General features: G+C 62.8%; 13 protein-coding genes, 1 tRNA gene and 1 pseudogene. 12 read left to right on the top strand and 3 right to left on the bottom strand.

Annotated features, from left to right (window positions below; translation table 11 throughout):
* The first annotated feature begins 3 nt into the window (after positions 1-3).
* Positions 4-834 carry a pyrroline-5-carboxylate reductase gene (gene proC / locus B4F07_RS11920; RefSeq protein WP_293698040.1) on the top strand — a complete coding sequence of 277 codons (831 nt, stop codon included), beginning with the start codon at positions 4-6 and terminating at the stop codon, positions 832-834.
* Between the two features lie 98 nt (positions 835-932).
* On the opposite strand, the gene B4F07_RS11915 is transcribed toward proC, so the two are convergent.
* The gene (locus tag B4F07_RS11915) at positions 933-1445 is read right to left on the bottom strand and encodes a MarR family winged helix-turn-helix transcriptional regulator (protein ID WP_293698037.1); all 513 of its coding nucleotides are present in this window, start codon (positions 1443-1445) and stop codon (positions 933-935) included.
* A gap of 78 nt (positions 1446-1523) precedes the next feature.
* Here B4F07_RS11915 and B4F07_RS11910 point away from each other — a divergent pair, with 78 nt between their 5' ends.
* From B4F07_RS11910 to B4F07_RS11900, 3 genes are all read left to right on the top strand, one after another.
* Complete coding sequence (locus B4F07_RS11910; protein WP_293698034.1) at positions 1524-2609, top strand: branched-chain amino acid aminotransferase; 1086 nt, start codon at positions 1524-1526, stop codon at positions 2607-2609.
* A gap of 56 nt (positions 2610-2665) precedes the next feature.
* Positions 2666-2740: transfer RNA gene (locus tag B4F07_RS11905), tRNA-Gln, on the top strand.
* A 113-nt stretch (positions 2741-2853) separates the two neighbouring features.
* Entirely contained in the window at positions 2854-4932 is a 2079-nt protein-coding gene (locus B4F07_RS11900) for an integrase (RefSeq protein WP_293698031.1), read from the top strand.
* A gap of 183 nt (positions 4933-5115) precedes the next feature.
* Here the strand turns inward: B4F07_RS11900 and B4F07_RS11895 are convergent, their stop codons facing one another.
* Positions 5116-6030: a LysR family transcriptional regulator gene (locus B4F07_RS11895; protein WP_293704819.1), complete on the bottom strand. Its 915-nt coding sequence runs from the start codon at positions 6028-6030 to the stop codon at positions 5116-5118.
* A gap of 174 nt (positions 6031-6204) precedes the next feature.
* Between B4F07_RS11895 and B4F07_RS11890 the strand changes: the two genes are divergently transcribed.
* From B4F07_RS11890 to B4F07_RS11855, 8 genes are all read left to right on the top strand, one after another.
* Entirely contained in the window at positions 6205-6900 is a 696-nt protein-coding gene (locus tag B4F07_RS11890) for a type 1 glutamine amidotransferase domain-containing protein (RefSeq protein WP_037479462.1), read from the top strand.
* Complete coding sequence (locus tag B4F07_RS11885; protein ID WP_037479517.1) at positions 6900-7358, top strand: VOC family protein; 459 nt, start codon at positions 6900-6902, stop codon at positions 7356-7358. Before B4F07_RS11890 ends, B4F07_RS11885 begins: the two co-directional genes overlap by 1 nt.
* Entirely contained in the window at positions 7358-8464 is a 1107-nt protein-coding gene (locus B4F07_RS11880) for an NADH:flavin oxidoreductase/NADH oxidase (RefSeq protein ID WP_293698019.1), read from the top strand. Before B4F07_RS11885 ends, B4F07_RS11880 begins: the two co-directional genes overlap by 1 nt.
* Positions 8461-9612 (top strand): L-dopachrome tautomerase-related protein, encoded by a 1152-nt coding sequence (locus tag B4F07_RS11875; RefSeq protein ID WP_095388659.1) that lies wholly within the window; start codon positions 8461-8463, stop codon positions 9610-9612. Before B4F07_RS11880 ends, B4F07_RS11875 begins: the two co-directional genes overlap by 4 nt.
* Before the next feature lie 76 nt (positions 9613-9688).
* Positions 9689-10429, top strand: coding sequence for an SDR family oxidoreductase (locus B4F07_RS11870; RefSeq protein ID WP_037473338.1), 741 nt, complete (start codon positions 9689-9691; stop codon positions 10427-10429).
* Positions 10430-10540: 111 nt separating this feature from the next.
* Positions 10541-10834 carry a putative quinol monooxygenase gene (locus B4F07_RS11865; protein WP_062344850.1) on the top strand — a complete coding sequence of 98 codons (294 nt, stop codon included), beginning with the start codon at positions 10541-10543 and terminating at the stop codon, positions 10832-10834.
* 457 nt (positions 10835-11291) lie between these two features.
* Positions 11292-12431 carry a glutathione-independent formaldehyde dehydrogenase gene (locus B4F07_RS11860; RefSeq protein WP_293704811.1) on the top strand — a complete coding sequence of 380 codons (1140 nt, stop codon included), beginning with the start codon at positions 11292-11294 and terminating at the stop codon, positions 12429-12431.
* A 31-nt stretch (positions 12432-12462) separates the two neighbouring features.
* A complete protein-coding gene (locus tag B4F07_RS11855; protein WP_293704809.1) occupies positions 12463-13008 on the top strand; it encodes a type 1 glutamine amidotransferase domain-containing protein in 546 nt (181 codons plus the stop codon).
* Positions 13009-13266: 258 nt separating this feature from the next.
* Here the strand turns inward: B4F07_RS11855 and B4F07_RS11850 are convergent.
* Positions 13267-14557, bottom strand: a pseudogene (locus tag B4F07_RS11850) (ATP-binding cassette domain-containing protein); the annotation flags it as partial.

The raw sequence follows: 14557 nt of genomic DNA, 5'->3' as shown, positions 1-14557 counted from the left end.
AATATGACGCAATCTTTGACGAATTTTCTCGGTCGGTTACTGCTGGTCGGCTGCGGCAATATGGCGGGCGCGATGCTCGACAGGTGGCTCGCGGCTGGACTCGACCGCGGGCGGGTTGCGATCGTCGATCCCTTTGCGACGCCGCGCGATGGCGTCGTGCAATATCCGTCGCTGGGCGAATGGCAGGCCGCGAACAGCGCTGCCGACTGGATCATGCTGGGCATGAAGCCTCAGCAATTGGGCGACGTCGCCGACGTACTGGCACCGCACGTGACGGCCGACGTCCATCTGATGTCGATCTTGGCAGGTGTCTCGCTTTCCGACCTCACGGCGCGTTTCCCGGGCGGGGGCGCGCATGTTCGCATCCTGCCGAACCTTGCGGCGCGTATTGGCTCCGGGGTTACGGCGGTGGCGACGTCAGGTGACGCCGATAATGCGGCGATCGCGGCGCTGCTCGATCCGCTAGGACACACGGTGAGGCTCGCCGACGATTCGACGATGGATCTGGTCACCGCCTTTACCGGCAGCGGCCCCGCCTTCGTCTTTCGCCTGATCGAATCCTACGCTGCCGCAGGCGAACGTCTCGGCCTGTCGGCAGAGGATTCGCTCGCACTGGCCACGGCAACCTTCGGCGGCGCCACCGCGCTGCTCGCCGACAGCGGCGAAAAGCCCGGGGTGCTGATTGCGCAGGTCGCGAGCAAGGGCGGCACGACGCAGGCGGGGCTCGATGTCCTCGACAGCGATGGCCAGCTGGCGGCGCTGCTCACCAATGTGCTGCGCGCTGCGCGCGATCGCGGGCGCGAACTGGCCGATCTGGCGCGCGGCGAAACATAACCGTCGCCCCCGCGCAGGCGGGGGCCGCTCTCCGCCTAATCCTGCTCCGCTGCGTAAACCGACCGCGGCCCCCGCCTGCGCGGGGGCGACGGTATCGATCAACCCGCCTCTTTCCCCAGCGCCGCAATGCGTTTGCGGTCTCGGGCGGGGACCAACGCCTCGCTAACGTGCCAGAAGCCGGTCACCGCTTGTTGCCCTGCGTGCGTATAGGCGCGGCTCATCGTGTCGCGCAGCAGCACAAAGGTCGCAGCTTCGACGGTGCGTCCGGTCTCGGTCAGCCGCAGTTCCTTTTGCCGCCGGTCGCGATTGCCCGGCCGCGTCGTCAGCAATTCGCGCGCTTCCAGCTCTTTGACCACCCGGCCCAGCGACTGTTTGGTGATGCCCAGCAGCGCAAGCAGGTCCGAAATCGTCAGCCCCGGTTGCCGCGCGATGAAATAGAGCGCGCGGTAATGCGCCCGGCCCAGTTCCTGCTCGGCCAGCTGCGCATCGATCGACCGCCACAGCGAAGCATGCGCAAAAAACAGAAATTCGATGCCACGACGCACTTCGTCTTCGCGCAAGAAAAGGGCAGAAGCAGCGGGTACTTGTGAAAGAAAATTTTCATCCGGCATAGTCACTATCGTTGCGCGCCGCGCTCGTCTTTGGCAAGAGGCGCGCACCATAGACCCCGTAACCATAGGTGTTTTCGCATGTCCGCTCCCGCCTTCACCCATCTGCCGCACCCCCATCCGGTCGCGGACGATGTACGCGCGGCGGCGATTGCCGATCCGGCGTTCGGGCGCGTGTTTACCGATCATATGGTGTCGATTCGCTACGCCGAGGGGCAGGGCTGGCACGACGCACAGGTAATGCCGCGCGGGCCGCTGACGCTCGATCCCGCTACCGCGGTGCTCCATTATGCGCAGGAGATTTTTGAGGGCCTGAAGGCATATCGCCTCGACGATGGGTCGATGGCGCTGTTCCGCGTCGAGGCCAATGCCGCGCGTTTCAACGCCAGCGCACGCCGCATGGCGATGGCCGAAATGCCGGAGGAGATGTTCATCGCGGCGGTCAAGGAAGCCGTTGCCGCCGATGCTAGCTGGTTCCCGCCGGTCGATGGCGGCGCGCTGTACCTGCGCCCCTTCATGTTCGCGAGCGAGGTGTTCCTGGGGGTGAAGCCCGCGGCCGAATATCAGTTCCTCGTGATCACTTCGCCGGTCGGCAATTATTTCCGGTCGGGCGCTCCGGCGATTTCGCTGTGGGTGTCGGAAGATTACACCCGCGCCGCACCCGGCGGCACCGGCGCCGCCAAATGCGGCGGCAACTATGCCTCCAGCCTGATCGCGCAGCGCGAGGCGACCGCGAAGGGTCACGATCAGGTCGTTTTCCTCGACGCCGCCGAACATCGCTGGATCGAGGAACTGGGCGGCATGAACATGTTCTTCGTGTTCGATGATGGCAGCATCGTCACCCCGCCGCTGACCGGCACGATCCTGCCCGGCATCACCCGCGATACGATCATCACCTTGGCGCGCGATGCCGGTTTGACGGTGCATGAACAACCTTATGCGATCGACCAGTGGCAGCGCGATGCGGAAAGCGGCAAGCTGACCGAAAGCTTCGCCTGCGGCACCGCCGCGGTGGTAACCCCGGTGGGCAAAGTCACGCGCGGCGACACCAGCTTTACCATCGGCGCCGGTGGTCCGGGTCAGGTGACCGCTATGCTGAAAGACCGACTGGTGGACATCCAGCGCGGCCGCGCCGCCGATCCACACGGCTGGGTGACGCGGCTCTAAGCGCCGCCTTGCAATAGGCGGCGGCGCGTTATAGAGCGCGCCTCGCACCGGCCCGTTGGGGCGTCGCCAAGTGGTAAGGCAGCGGCTTTTGATGCCGCCATTCGCAGGTTCGAATCCTGCCGCCCCAGCCAGCCGGTGCTGTGCCTCAGCCAAGGGACGGAAAACCCCAGGTTTCTCCCTTAACTGAGCAAGGCCGACCATCGCAGTGGCATCAATTGCTACCAGTGGGTGGAGCCAGTGCCTGATGCCAGCAATCGAAAATGTGAACCGTCGCGGGGCCACCTACTGGTGGCGTCGCCGGGTGCGCTTCGTTGGACGGCTTGAACGTCCTATAACCATCGTAACAACGGTCAGCCTTCTGACGAAGGACCAGTCGGTCGCGCGACGGCGCGCGGTCGCGATGACCAGCCGAAGCGAGGTTGTGCGAATGAGCTTATACGAACGGATCGAGCAGGAAGGACTGACCAGCGAGCAGGTGAACCATCTCTTTCGAGAGGAGATGGTGCGGTATCGCAACATGCTGGCGCATCAGTTGGCGGTGATCGAGAAGGACGGTGAGGGCAATGTCACCGCTCGCTTCCACCAGATGCTCTCGATCTATGCAGCGTTTAACGGCGATTTCATCGCAAATGGCTTCGACGACTATATGGGCATCGATTACATCGGGTCATTCGACAAGCGCTTTCCGTCGCTGGATGACGAGGCCCGCGCCAATCTTTATGCAATGCTTTCCCAAGCCGGCGATGTTCCAGGCAATTTGCTGAATGAGGCAAAGGCATTGCTGGAGCGGCTCGACATCGAGCCAGCGGCTGACCGCATCGAAATTGCCCGGCAGATCATGTGTGGGGCACGGTTGACGGCCGCGGCAACCTACGACAGCCCCGAAGTTCGCGCCATCGAACACAGCTTGGCGCTCATGAACGCGCTCGGGCGAGCGCCTCTGCAGACTTCGATGCCTCCCCCGATCTCCGCCCCCGCGCCTCCAAACGCGTGGACCGCCAGCACCATTGTGCCTGCGCCAGCGTCGACATTCAGCGATTCGCAGAACTATTATGCCGACCTTAGCCCGATGCAGGCGGTAGAAAAATATATGGAGCTGAAACCAAAGGCCCGTGGACGGGACGACGCGCCGGTGTTGAACGAGGGTGCGAGCCCCAAAAGGCGCAAATCGCAGCCGAAAGTCTGGGGTGCCAGCCAGAAGCGTCAATTCAAGGCCGCGCCCTTTCTTTTCGGCAAGTCGAACAATGGCAAGGCCCTGGCAGCAACAAGCCAAGAAGACCTCAACCGGCTTTACGACCAGTTGAACCGGTTACCGTCGTCGCATCATAAGTCGCCCCGTCATGAAGGGATGTCATTGGAGGACATTTGCAGCGAGGCGCTCGATCGTCTTGCGGAAGCAGAGGAGCAAGGTGAAGAAGTTTCGATCACGATCGGACTCGACGTAGGCACCATCAACCGCCATTTCGCCAACCTCAAGAGATTGTGCTCGTGGCTGGCGACAAAGACGCCCATGGCGCCGCTTGATTTCTCGGATTTCATCCTCGAGGAGGATGACATGGACGAGCGCAACGAGCGCGACCCCTATACGATTGCGCAGGGCGAGGAATTGTTTCGTCTCGGCATCTGGACCGGCGGTACGGGCGTCGATTTGCCTCAGCGTTTGTCCGTGACGCCGGGAGGCTCGATTTGGCACGACGCAGCCTATTGGGTCATGCCGCTGGTCTGGTATTCAGGCATGCGACGCGAGGAAGCTTGTAAGCTTTTGGTCGACGATATCGGCGAAGAAGACGGTATCTTTTTTGTCAACATCAGGAAGACGTCCGCGGGCGGCGTCAAGAACGCGACCAGCGTCCGTAAGATTCCTATTTGCGACGAGCTGCGTCGCTTGGGCTTCCTGCATTATGTCCAAGCCATGAACGAAGCTGGCGAGCAGTACCTCTTTCCAGAAATCCAGCCCGGTCGCACAGGGCGTGCGCTGGGGGATGTCTTTTTCAAGAATGTATGGCTTCACATTAAGCAACGTCTGACGCTCGTTAAGCCGGGACAGGCGGTCCACAGCGGCCGGCATATGGTTAGCACTGAACTGAAGATGCTACAGACGTTCGAAGAATTTCGGTCGGACCTCCTCGGTCAAAAGACTGGTGGGGAGAATGCGAGTCGATACGCGAGCGCCACGCGCCTCCAAATCTTGTTCGATATTGTAAACCAGATACCCAAGGTGACAGCCCATCTGCCAGATGCCGTAGAAATCCGGTTGCTACCCGTTTGCATGCGGGGCGCGCGGCCAACTCGCGAGAGCGCCGGGCGGCGCAAGCGCGGTTGACACCATGTCGGACTAAATATCAAATAATCACTGGGTGGCTAAGCCATCGTTTACGGCCGCTATGCGCCCACATCCGGCCGTTCGGCCTTGTCGCCGACGATCCCGAAAGCCGCCGTTCGTTCGCCAGCGCTCAACTGGTTCAGACCCGAAATTGTGCTGACGGCCCAGCAGGCGTGGCCACAATTATATTTGGAGTGCAGCAATCAGGGCGTCCCGAGCCATGGCCACGCGCGGGTGTCGCAGCGATGAGCGTGCCCACACAAGGTAGAAAGCGTTGAGCGGCACCATGATCGGCGCGGGTATCTCGATCAGCGTGCAGGCAGCGCGTTCGCTGCGGGTGAGATAGCCGGGCAGTACCGTCCAGCCGAGGTCCGCGTACAATCCCGACCGTAGCACCCTCAGATCGGGCGCGGTCAAGGCGGGCTGGCTAGTCAGCTCGATCTGGTTTGCATGGAGCCAGGTTCGCAGCAGCGGCCGGTCAAGATCGTAGGCTAGGTGGGCTGTTTGATTAAGCCCTTCGACCAGCGGCAATTCGGCAATCCGCATAGCCACGGCGGGAGAGGCTACGGCGCGCAGGTGCTCTTCGCCCAGCGCATGGAAGGCCAACCGCGGATCTTCGGGTTTCGAGGCGGTGACAGCCAGATGCACCCTGTCTTCGAGGAGCATGGCATAAAGCGCCTCGCGCCCGCCGATATGCAGGCGCAGGTCCAGCCCTGCTTCCAGCAGCGGAGCCAGTCGGGGCGTGATCATCTCTCCCAGCAGGTCCGACGGTGCGGCGATGTGGACCGTGCCCGAGATGCGCGACGATCGGGCCCGCGCGCTGGCCAGTGCCGATTCCGCCGTGTCGAGGCTGCTTCCGATCGAAGCCGCCAGATCGTCGGCAATCGCTGTTGGTCGAACACCCCGCGAATGGCGATCAAACAAGGGACGGCCCAATTGCGCCTCGAGCGATGCGATGTGCTGCGACGCAGCCGGTTGGGTAATGCCGATTGCCCGGGCCGCCTCGCTCAGTGAACGACGGCGGTAGACTTCGACGAAGGTGCGCAACTGCAGGAGGGACATTGCGGTTCCATAAGCGGATTTATGGCCGTCCGCCATTCCCGCTGGATTTCATGATGCCGTTCCCGGCGTATCTAAGCCGCCGAAAGGCACGATCGAATGAAAAATCGCCGCCAACTGCTGAAAGCTCTCACAGCTGTCTTTGTGGCGGGTGCGGCTGCGCCGGGTGCGTTTGCTCGTGTCCCGGACATCAATGGAACAGGACAATTGACGATGACCCGCATTCTGATGGTGGCCACCTCCGCCGACCGCATGACCCCCGGCACCGAACCGACGGGTGTCTGGCTCGAGGAACTTACCACCCCGTATTATGCCTTCCGCGATGCGGGCGCCGAGGTGACGCTTGCCTCGATCAAGGGCGGCGCCATCCCCGTCGACCAGCGCAGCGTCAATGCCGACGGCGAGAACGACGCTTCGGTCGAGCGCTATCTGAAGGACGAGGCCCTGAAGGCCGAGGTTGTCGGCACGCCGGTGTTCACCAGCATCGATCCCGGCGGCTACGACGCGCTGTTCCTGCCCGGTGGCCACGGCACCATGTTCGATTACCCCGGCAGCGACGAACTGGCCCGCCTGGTCGAACGCTTCGACCGCGAAGGCAAGATCGTCGCCGCCGTCTGTCATGGACCGGCAGGGCTGGTCTCGGCGAAGAAGGCCGATGGCACGCCCCTCGTGGCTGGCCGCCGTGTCGCGGGCTTCACCGACAGCGAGGAGCGCGCGGTCGGCCTCGATCAGGCGGTGCCGTTCCTGCTCGAAACGCGCCTCAAGGAACTTGGGGGCAAGCACGAGGGCGGCCCCGATTTTGCCCCCTTCGCCCTACGCGACGGCAATCTGGTGACCGGTCAGAACCCCGCCAGCGCGGCGCGCACCGCGGAACTCGTGATGGAAGCCCTCAAGGAAAAGGTCGCCTGATCATGCGCTATCTCCACACCATGCTGCGCGTCGCCGATCCCGAGTCGTCGATCCGTTTCTTCACGCTGCTGGGTCTCAAGGAGACCCGGCGCATGGAGAACCAGGCCGGGCGTTACACGCTGATCTACCTTGCCGCCGACGAGGATTTCCGCGGCGACGGCGAGCAGGGCGATGCCGAGGTCGAGCTGACGTACAACTGGCCGCCCGAGGACGGCAGCCCTGCCGAGACATACACGGGGGGCCGAAACTTCGGCCATCTCGCCTATCAGGTCGACGACATCTACGAAATCTGCGCGCGGCTGCAGGCGGGCGGCGTGACGATCAATCGCCCCCCGCGCGACGGGCACATGGCGTTCGTCCGCTCTCCGGACGGGATCTCGATCGAACTGCTGCAGCAGGGCGAACACAAGGCTCCGGTCGAACCCTGGGCCTCCATGCCCAACACGGGCGAATGGTGATGGCGAAATTGTTCGAAACGATTGAGGTTGGCGGGCTGCGGCTCGCCAACCGCATCGTTATCGCGCCGATGTGCCAGTATTCGGCAGTCGACGGCGCGATGACCGACTGGCACCAGATGCATCTCGGGGAGTTGGCGCTCTCGGGCGCGGGCGCGCTGACGATAGAGGCGACCGCGGTCAGCCCGGAAGGGCGCATCACCTACGGTGACGTCGGCCTGTACGATGACCGTACCGAAGCGGCGATGCGAAGCGTGCTCGAAAGTGTGCGCCGTTGGTCGGACATGCCGCTTATCATCCAGCTGGCCCATGCCGGCCGCAAGGCGAGCTGCGCCAAGCCGTGGCACGGCGGAACGCAGATCGCCCCCGATGCGGAGAATGGCTGGCAGACCGTGGCACCCAGCGCCATCCCATTCGCTCCGGACGACCATCCCCCTGTCGAACTGGACGAGTCAGGGCTTGCCCGCATCCGGGAGGCGTTCGCGGATGCCGCCCGGCGCGCCGGCAGGCTCGGCATCGAAGCCATCCAGATCCACGCCGCGCATGGCTATCTGCTCCACGAGTTTCTTTCGTCGATCTCCAACCGGCGCGGCGACGACTACGGCGGCAGCCTCGACAACCGGATGCGGTTCCCGCTCGAAGTGTTCGATGCCGTGCGCGAAGCATTTCCGGCCGACCGCCCGGTGACCGTCCGCGTTTCCGGGGCCGACTGGGTTGAAGGCGGCTGGACGGCGGAAGAAACCGCACGGTTTGCGCAGGAACTGGAGCGGCGCGGTTGTTCGGCGATCCACGTCTCCGGCGGCGGCCTCGACCCGCGCCAGCAGATCCCGGTCGGCCCCGGCTATCAGGTGCCGCTGGCCCGGACGGTCAAGGACGCGGTCGCCATGCCGGTCGTGGCGGTCGGAATGATCACCGATCCGCACCAGGCGGAGCGCATCCTCGAAGACGGGCATGCCGACGCCATAGCGATCGCCCGGGCTGCGCTGTGGGATCCGCGCTGGCCCTGGCACGCCGCCGCCGCGCTTGGCGCATCGGTCAAGGCGCCCCCGCAATATCTCCGGTCCGAGCCCCAGGAAGCGGGCCGCATTCTCAAGGAAATGATCCCATGAAAATCTCCGTCAAACTGCTTCTTGCCGCGGGCGCGGCTTTAACGCTCGCCGCCTGCTCGACGACCCGCGAGAGTGCATCCGCGCCCCAGATCGAACAGGTCGCGACCTTCGATGGCGCGATGCCGACTGGCGTGACCGTCGCCCCCAACGGGCGCATTTTTGTCAACTTCCCGCAATGGGGCGACAACGCGCCGTTCACGGTGGCCGAGTTGGTCGACGGCAAGGCGGTGCCTTATCCCGACGCCGCGACCAACCGGCCCGATCCGGCCGACCCGGCGGGGCATTTCATCTCGGTGCAGAGCGTGGTGGCCGATGGCGCCAACCGCCTCTGGGTGCTCGACACGGCGGCGCCCAATTTCTCCCAGCCCCAGGCCGGCGGTGCAAAGCTGGTGGCGATCGATCTTTCAACCAACCGGGTGGTGAAGACGATCGTTCTGCCGCCCAGCGTGGTGCTGCCCACGACCTACCTCAACGACGTGCGCTTCGATCTGCGTCAGGGCGCCGAGGGCGTCGCCTACATCACCGACAGCAGCAACGCCGGTGTCGGCGGCATCATCGTCGTCGATATCGCCAGCGGGCGTGCGATCCGGCGCCTGTCGAACCATGCGACGACCAACCCCGAGCGCGGCTTCACCCCGGTCGTCGACGGCGCGGTGCTCATGAACCGCCCGGCCGACGGCCCCGCGACGCCGGTCGCGATCGCCAGCGACGCGATTGCGCTCAGCGCCGACGGCAGCCTGCTCTACTATGGACCGCTGTCGGGTCGCACGCTGCACGCGGTGCCCACGGCGCTGCTGCGCGATGCCGCGGTGTCCGAGGAGGGGTTGGGCCGCGCGGTCCGCAACCTGGGGCGCAAAGGCGCCTCGGACGGGATTGCCGAGGACGACAACGGCCGCGTGTTCGCCGGCGATTACGAGAACAACGCGATCCGCGTGCTCGACCAGGGCAGCTGGACGACGGTGGTCAGCGACCCGCGCATCAGCTGGCCCGACACGCTGTCGATCGGCACCGACGGCTACCTCTACTTCACCGCCAACCAGCTTCACCGCCAGCCAGGCTTCCACGGCGGGCGGGACTTGCGCCGCAAGCCCTACGAACTGCTCCGCATCAAGGTGGGCGCCGGTCCCGTCCTGTTGCGCTCGCAGTGACCCCATCAGGCCGGGCGGGCTCGCGCGGGGCCGCGATCCGGCGAAAAATCAACAACTGACTTGAAGGAATACAGTCATGACCAAGGGTATCGAAGGCAAGGTCGTTCTCATCACCGGCGGCAGCACCGGTATCGGCGCAGAAACCGCGCGGCTTCTCGCTGAACGCGGCGCCAAGGTGGCCATCGCCGCCCGGCGCAAGGACAGGCTCGACGAGGTCGTCGCGGACATCGCCGCAAGCGGCGGCACGGCACGTAGTTACGCGCTCGACGTAACCGACAAGTCGGCGGTCCAGTCTGTCGTCGCCGCGATCGTCGCCGACTTCGGCCGCCTCGACGTGCTGATCAACAACGCCGGGCTCATGCCGATCCGTCCGATGGCCGAGGTCAATACCGACGAGTGGGACCAGATGATCGACGTCAATCTGAAGGGTACGCTCTACGGCATCGCGGCGGCCCTTCCCGGTTTTCTCGAGCAGGGCAGCGGTCACATCATCAACCTGAGCTCGGTTGCGGGCATCAAGGTCTTCGCACCGGGCGGCACGGTCTACTCCGGCACAAAGTTTGCCGTCAGCGCGATCAGCGAGGGCTTGCGCCACGAAGTGGGGGAAAAGGTCCGGGTCACGTCAATCGAGCCTGGAGCTGTCGAAAGCAATCTGAAGTTCACGACATCCGGCACGGCTGCCGAGACGGTGCTGGACTTCTACAAGCAGGCCATCCCGGCGGCATCGGTGGCGCGTGCTATCGCGTTCGCTGTCGAACAACCTGATGACGTCGACGTCAACGCGATCGTCATCCGGCCGACCGCACAGGAGTTCTGATTTCGACGAGGAGGCGGGGCCGCGTGTGCTCCGCCTCATGGGGAACGTACCGGTCTGCTCGTCCGTTACTTTGCCGAATAATATCTGTCCGTTTCACTTGAGGAGTTATTTATGCCCAAACTTGCCCTGTATGTACCACTGAAGGCCAAGCCCGGAAAAGAGCGCGATGTCGCCGATTTCCTGACCTCGGCATTGCCGCTCGTTCAAGCTGAGGCGGGCACTCTGACCTGGTATGCGATCGAGGAAGGTCCCGGTGCGTACGCGATCTTCGATACGTTCGACACTGAGGAGGATCGGCAGGCCCATCTTGACGGCAAGGTTGCCGCCGCACTGATGGACAAGGCAGAAGAACTGTTTTCCGAACCGCCGCAGATTCACAAGTTCACCCTGCTGGCCGCGAAATAGCGGAGCGGTCGGCACCCTAAGCTGCCGTTTGGCTGCAGTGTAAGGCTCGTGTCTCCATCCCGAATGGATGCCCCGGCCGAACCGAGAAATGAGTAAATGAATACGACAGGCCATCCGCGATAGTGGATGGCCTTGTCTTTTGCGCTTATCACACCTCTGAATTCACTGATCAAGCGCCGTTGACGTGGCGCGATGTAGCGGCACGATTTGTTCGCGGGAAATTCTTGGGCACATCAACTTGGCGCGTTATTCGCCCGTTCTGGCCCAGTCTTAGAAAACAGCCGTGAATCGATCCGAGAATGGCCCTCCGGGAAGGAACCTCTCAGGTAGCAGAAGGTTCAGGAAACTGAGATCACTTGGAATGGGTGCGATGTCCTCCGTCGTTGCGATGGACCGGATCAACACCAAGCTCTAGATTTGATGACGCGTTCAGAAGAGTTGCGAAAGGAAGAGATCCGTGAAAGCTGTCGTGTACAACGGGCCCAAAGATGTTTCTGTCGATACTATCGATGATCCCAAGGTCGAAAAGCAGACCGATGTTATCATCCGGCTGACCACGACCAATATCTGCGGGTCGGACCTTCACATGTATGAGGGCCGTACCAGCTTCGAGAAGGGCAGGGTCTTCGGTCACGAAAACCTTGGCGAGGTCGTCGAAGTCGGCTCTGCCGTAGATTGTATCAAGAAGGGCGATCGCGTGTGCTTGCCGTTCAACGTCGGTTGCGGTTTCTGCGAAAATTGCGAACGGGGTTTGACGGGTTTCTGCCTCACGACCAACCCTGGAACCGCCGGCGCAGCGTATGGCTTTGCCGAGATGGGTCCGTGGCAGGGTGGCCAGGCCGAGTTGATGCGTGTTCCTTATGCGGACTTCAATTGTCTGAAGCTGCCTGAGGACGCCGAGGAGAAGGAGGATGACTATGTCATGCTCTCCGACATCTTCCCGACGGGTTGGCATGGCGTCGAACTGTCAGGCTTCATGCCTGGCGAAAGCATCGCGATCTACGGCGCCGGTCCGGTCGGTTTAATGGCCGCGCACTCAGCCGAAATTCGCGGTGCCTCGCAGATCTTCGTGGTCGATTCTCACGATGACCGTCTCAAGCTGGCCGAGGCGATGGGCGCCATTCCGATCGACATGCGCAAGGGCGATCCAGCCCAGCAGATCCTTGACGCAACCGGCGGCCTCGGGACCGACCGGGGGGTCGAGGCGGTCGGATACCAGTGTTGCGATCGCCACGGCAAGGAGCGCAGCAATTACACGATGAACTGCCTTGTCAAAAGCACGAAGGCCACCGGCGGAATCGGCGTCGTCGGCGTGTTCATTCCGGAAGACCCGAACGCGCCCGACGATCTCCAGAAGGAAGGCAAGATGGCGTTCGACTTCGGCAACTTCTGGTTCAAGGGTCAGAAGATCGGTACCGGCCAGTGCAATGTAAAGCACTACAACCGGCGACTGATGAAGCTTATCGAGCAGGACCGGGCCAATCCTGCCCAAATCATCTCGCACCGACTGCCGCTCGATCAGGCACCAGACGCCTACAAGCATTTCGACGAGCGCGATGCTGGTTGGACGAAAGTCGTGCTCAAGCCGGGCGCCTGACTTTGGTCTTTAACCGAATAGGGAATAGTTTATGACTTTAGAGGGCAAATCAGTTGCCATTCTGATCGCACCCCGCGGAACGGAAGAACCAGAATTCTCGAAGCCCAAGCAGGCTATCGAGAAGGCTGGCGGCAAAGTGACCGTGGTCAGTTTTGAAGCGGGCGTGGCTCGCACCGTCAATAGCGATCTCGACGAGGGCGGCAGCTATACTATCGACAAGACGTTTTCCGATGTCAAAGCCGACGATTTTGACGGACTTGTTGTGCCCGGAGGGACAGTCGGTGCCGACAAACTGCGCGGCAGCGCCGAGGCAATTGGTTTTATCCGGGCCTTCTTCGATCAGAAAAAACCTGTTGCGGCTATATGCCATGCACCGTGGACATTGATCGAGGCGGACGTGCTCAAGGGTCGCACCTTGACGTCCTACCCGACGCTGAAGGTCGATATCGAGAACGCCGGCGGTGCATGGACCAATGAGGAAGTCGTGGTCGACAATGGCCTTGTTACCAGCCGTGATCCTAATGATTTGCCCGCCTTCTGTGCCAAACTCGTCGAGGAAATCGCAGCAGGGAATTAAGACGGGGCCATCTCGAGGAACCATGTGAGGGCCCGCTCCCTGGAGAAGGTCCGCACAAAACAGGCGTAGCGGATGGCTGGCGACTGGCCGTCCGATACGCCGCTTATCAGACGAACACGGCGCGCCTCACGAGCGCTCAAACCCAAAGCCGCGTCAACCGCGGTGGCCATCTTGCCCGATCCCGCTCCCAGATTCGACCCATTCCAGCGTCCGGTTGAGATACACTTGGTCGAACGTGCGTTCGGCCAAATTTACGACCTACAGCGCCGCTTTGAGATAGGGGGCGGTTAGACTGCCTTCCGCTTCCGCAACGACGCCAGGGACTCCGCTGGCAACGATACGGCCGCCATCTTCCCCGGCCCCCGGTCCCAGATCGATGACCCAGTCCACCTGCGTGATGGCGCGCATGTCATGTTCGACGACCACGACCGTATTGCCGGCGTCGACTAGGCCCTGCAGATGTTGCATCAGCCGGTCCGCATCGGAGGGGTGAAGCCCCGAAGTTGGCTCGTCGAGGATGTATATCGTGTTGCCGCGTTGAGCGCGTTGCAGTTCAGTCGCCAGCTTGATGCGTTGCGCTTCCCCGCCAGACAGCTCGGTCGCCGGCTGACCGAGCCTCAGATAGCCAAGACCGATCTCCCGCAACACGTCGAGGGAGCGCATCACGAATGCCTCGCCAGCGAAGAAATCGCACGCATCGTCCACCGTCAGTTCGAGCACCTGGGCGATATTGCGCCCGTTCCATTCGACTTCGAGCGTTTGCGGGTTGTAGCGAGAGCCATGACAGGTCGAGCACGGCGCAAAAACGCTCGGCAGGAACAGCAGCTCCACCATGACGTATCCCTCGCCCTCGCACACCGGGCAGCGGCCTTGCGCGACGTTGAACGAGAACCTGCCCGGGCTATAGTGTCGCCGGCGGGCGAGCGGCGTATCAGCGAAGATCCTTCGCACATGGTCGAACATGCCGCTGTAGGTGGATAGGTTCGAGCGCGGCGTGCGGCCGATCGGTTTCTGATCGACCCGCACCAGTCTGCGAACATGCTCCATGCCTGCGATAATGCGTCCTTCAGTATCGTTCTGAGCAACTTCGAGCAGCGGATCGATATCCTCGTCCTCGGCCACGGGGGAGCCGCCGAGGTGTTCCGTGACGAGCTCGGGCAGCGCCTGACTGACAAGACTGGATTTGCCCGATCCCGAAACGCCGGTGACAGCGGTGAAGCAGCCGATGGGAAATTCGACGTCGAGACCACGGAGATTGTTACGACTGATCCCTTCCAGACGTAGCCATGCCTTGGGATCGCGCGGTGTGCGCTCACTGCGGAGCGGCTCTTCGAACAGGTAGCGGCGGGTGATCGAAGTCTCGACGTCGGCAAGCCCCTCTATCGGCCCGCTGTAGAGGACTTCACCGCCCTTTTCCCCGGCTCCCGGCCCGACATCGACGAGCCATTCCGCGCGGCGGATCACGTCGAGATCATGTTCGACGACGAACAAGGAGTTGCCTGCCGCCTTGAGGCGCTCAAGGATAGTGAGCAAGGCTTCGCCATCTGCC

Origin of the sequence: Sphingopyxis sp. UBA6723 (assembly GCF_002454115.1) — a bacterium.
Taxonomy (GTDB): Bacteria; Pseudomonadota; Alphaproteobacteria; order Sphingomonadales; family Sphingomonadaceae; genus Sphingopyxis.
Note: the sequence above shows the minus strand (reverse complement) of the source record. Positions and strands in the feature narration are given on the sequence as shown.

Bases quoted from the DNA above. Each gene is read 5' to 3' on its own strand.
- proC (WP_293698040.1), top strand. From the start codon at position 4: ATGACGCAATCTTTGACGAATTTTCTCGGTCGGTTACTGCTGGTCGGC.
- B4F07_RS11915 (WP_293698037.1), bottom strand. From the start codon at position 1,445: ATGCCGGATGAAAATTTTCTTTCACAAGTACCCGCTGCTTCTGCCCTT.
- B4F07_RS11910 (WP_293698034.1), top strand. From the start codon at position 1,524: ATGTCCGCTCCCGCCTTCACCCATCTGCCGCACCCCCATCCGGTCGCG.
- B4F07_RS11900 (WP_293698031.1), top strand. From the start codon at position 2,854: ATGCCAGCAATCGAAAATGTGAACCGTCGCGGGGCCACCTACTGGTGG.
- B4F07_RS11895 (WP_293704819.1), bottom strand. From the start codon at position 6,030: ATGGCGGACGGCCATAAATCCGCTTATGGAACCGCAATGTCCCTCCTG.
- B4F07_RS11890 (WP_037479462.1), top strand. From the start codon at position 6,205: ATGACCCGCATTCTGATGGTGGCCACCTCCGCCGACCGCATGACCCCC.
- B4F07_RS11880 (WP_293698019.1), top strand. From the start codon at position 7,358: ATGGCGAAATTGTTCGAAACGATTGAGGTTGGCGGGCTGCGGCTCGCC.
- B4F07_RS11875 (WP_095388659.1), top strand. From the start codon at position 8,461: ATGAAAATCTCCGTCAAACTGCTTCTTGCCGCGGGCGCGGCTTTAACG.
- B4F07_RS11870 (WP_037473338.1), top strand. From the start codon at position 9,689: ATGACCAAGGGTATCGAAGGCAAGGTCGTTCTCATCACCGGCGGCAGC.
- B4F07_RS11865 (WP_062344850.1), top strand. From the start codon at position 10,541: ATGCCCAAACTTGCCCTGTATGTACCACTGAAGGCCAAGCCCGGAAAA.
- B4F07_RS11855 (WP_293704809.1), top strand. From the start codon at position 12,463: ATGACTTTAGAGGGCAAATCAGTTGCCATTCTGATCGCACCCCGCGGA.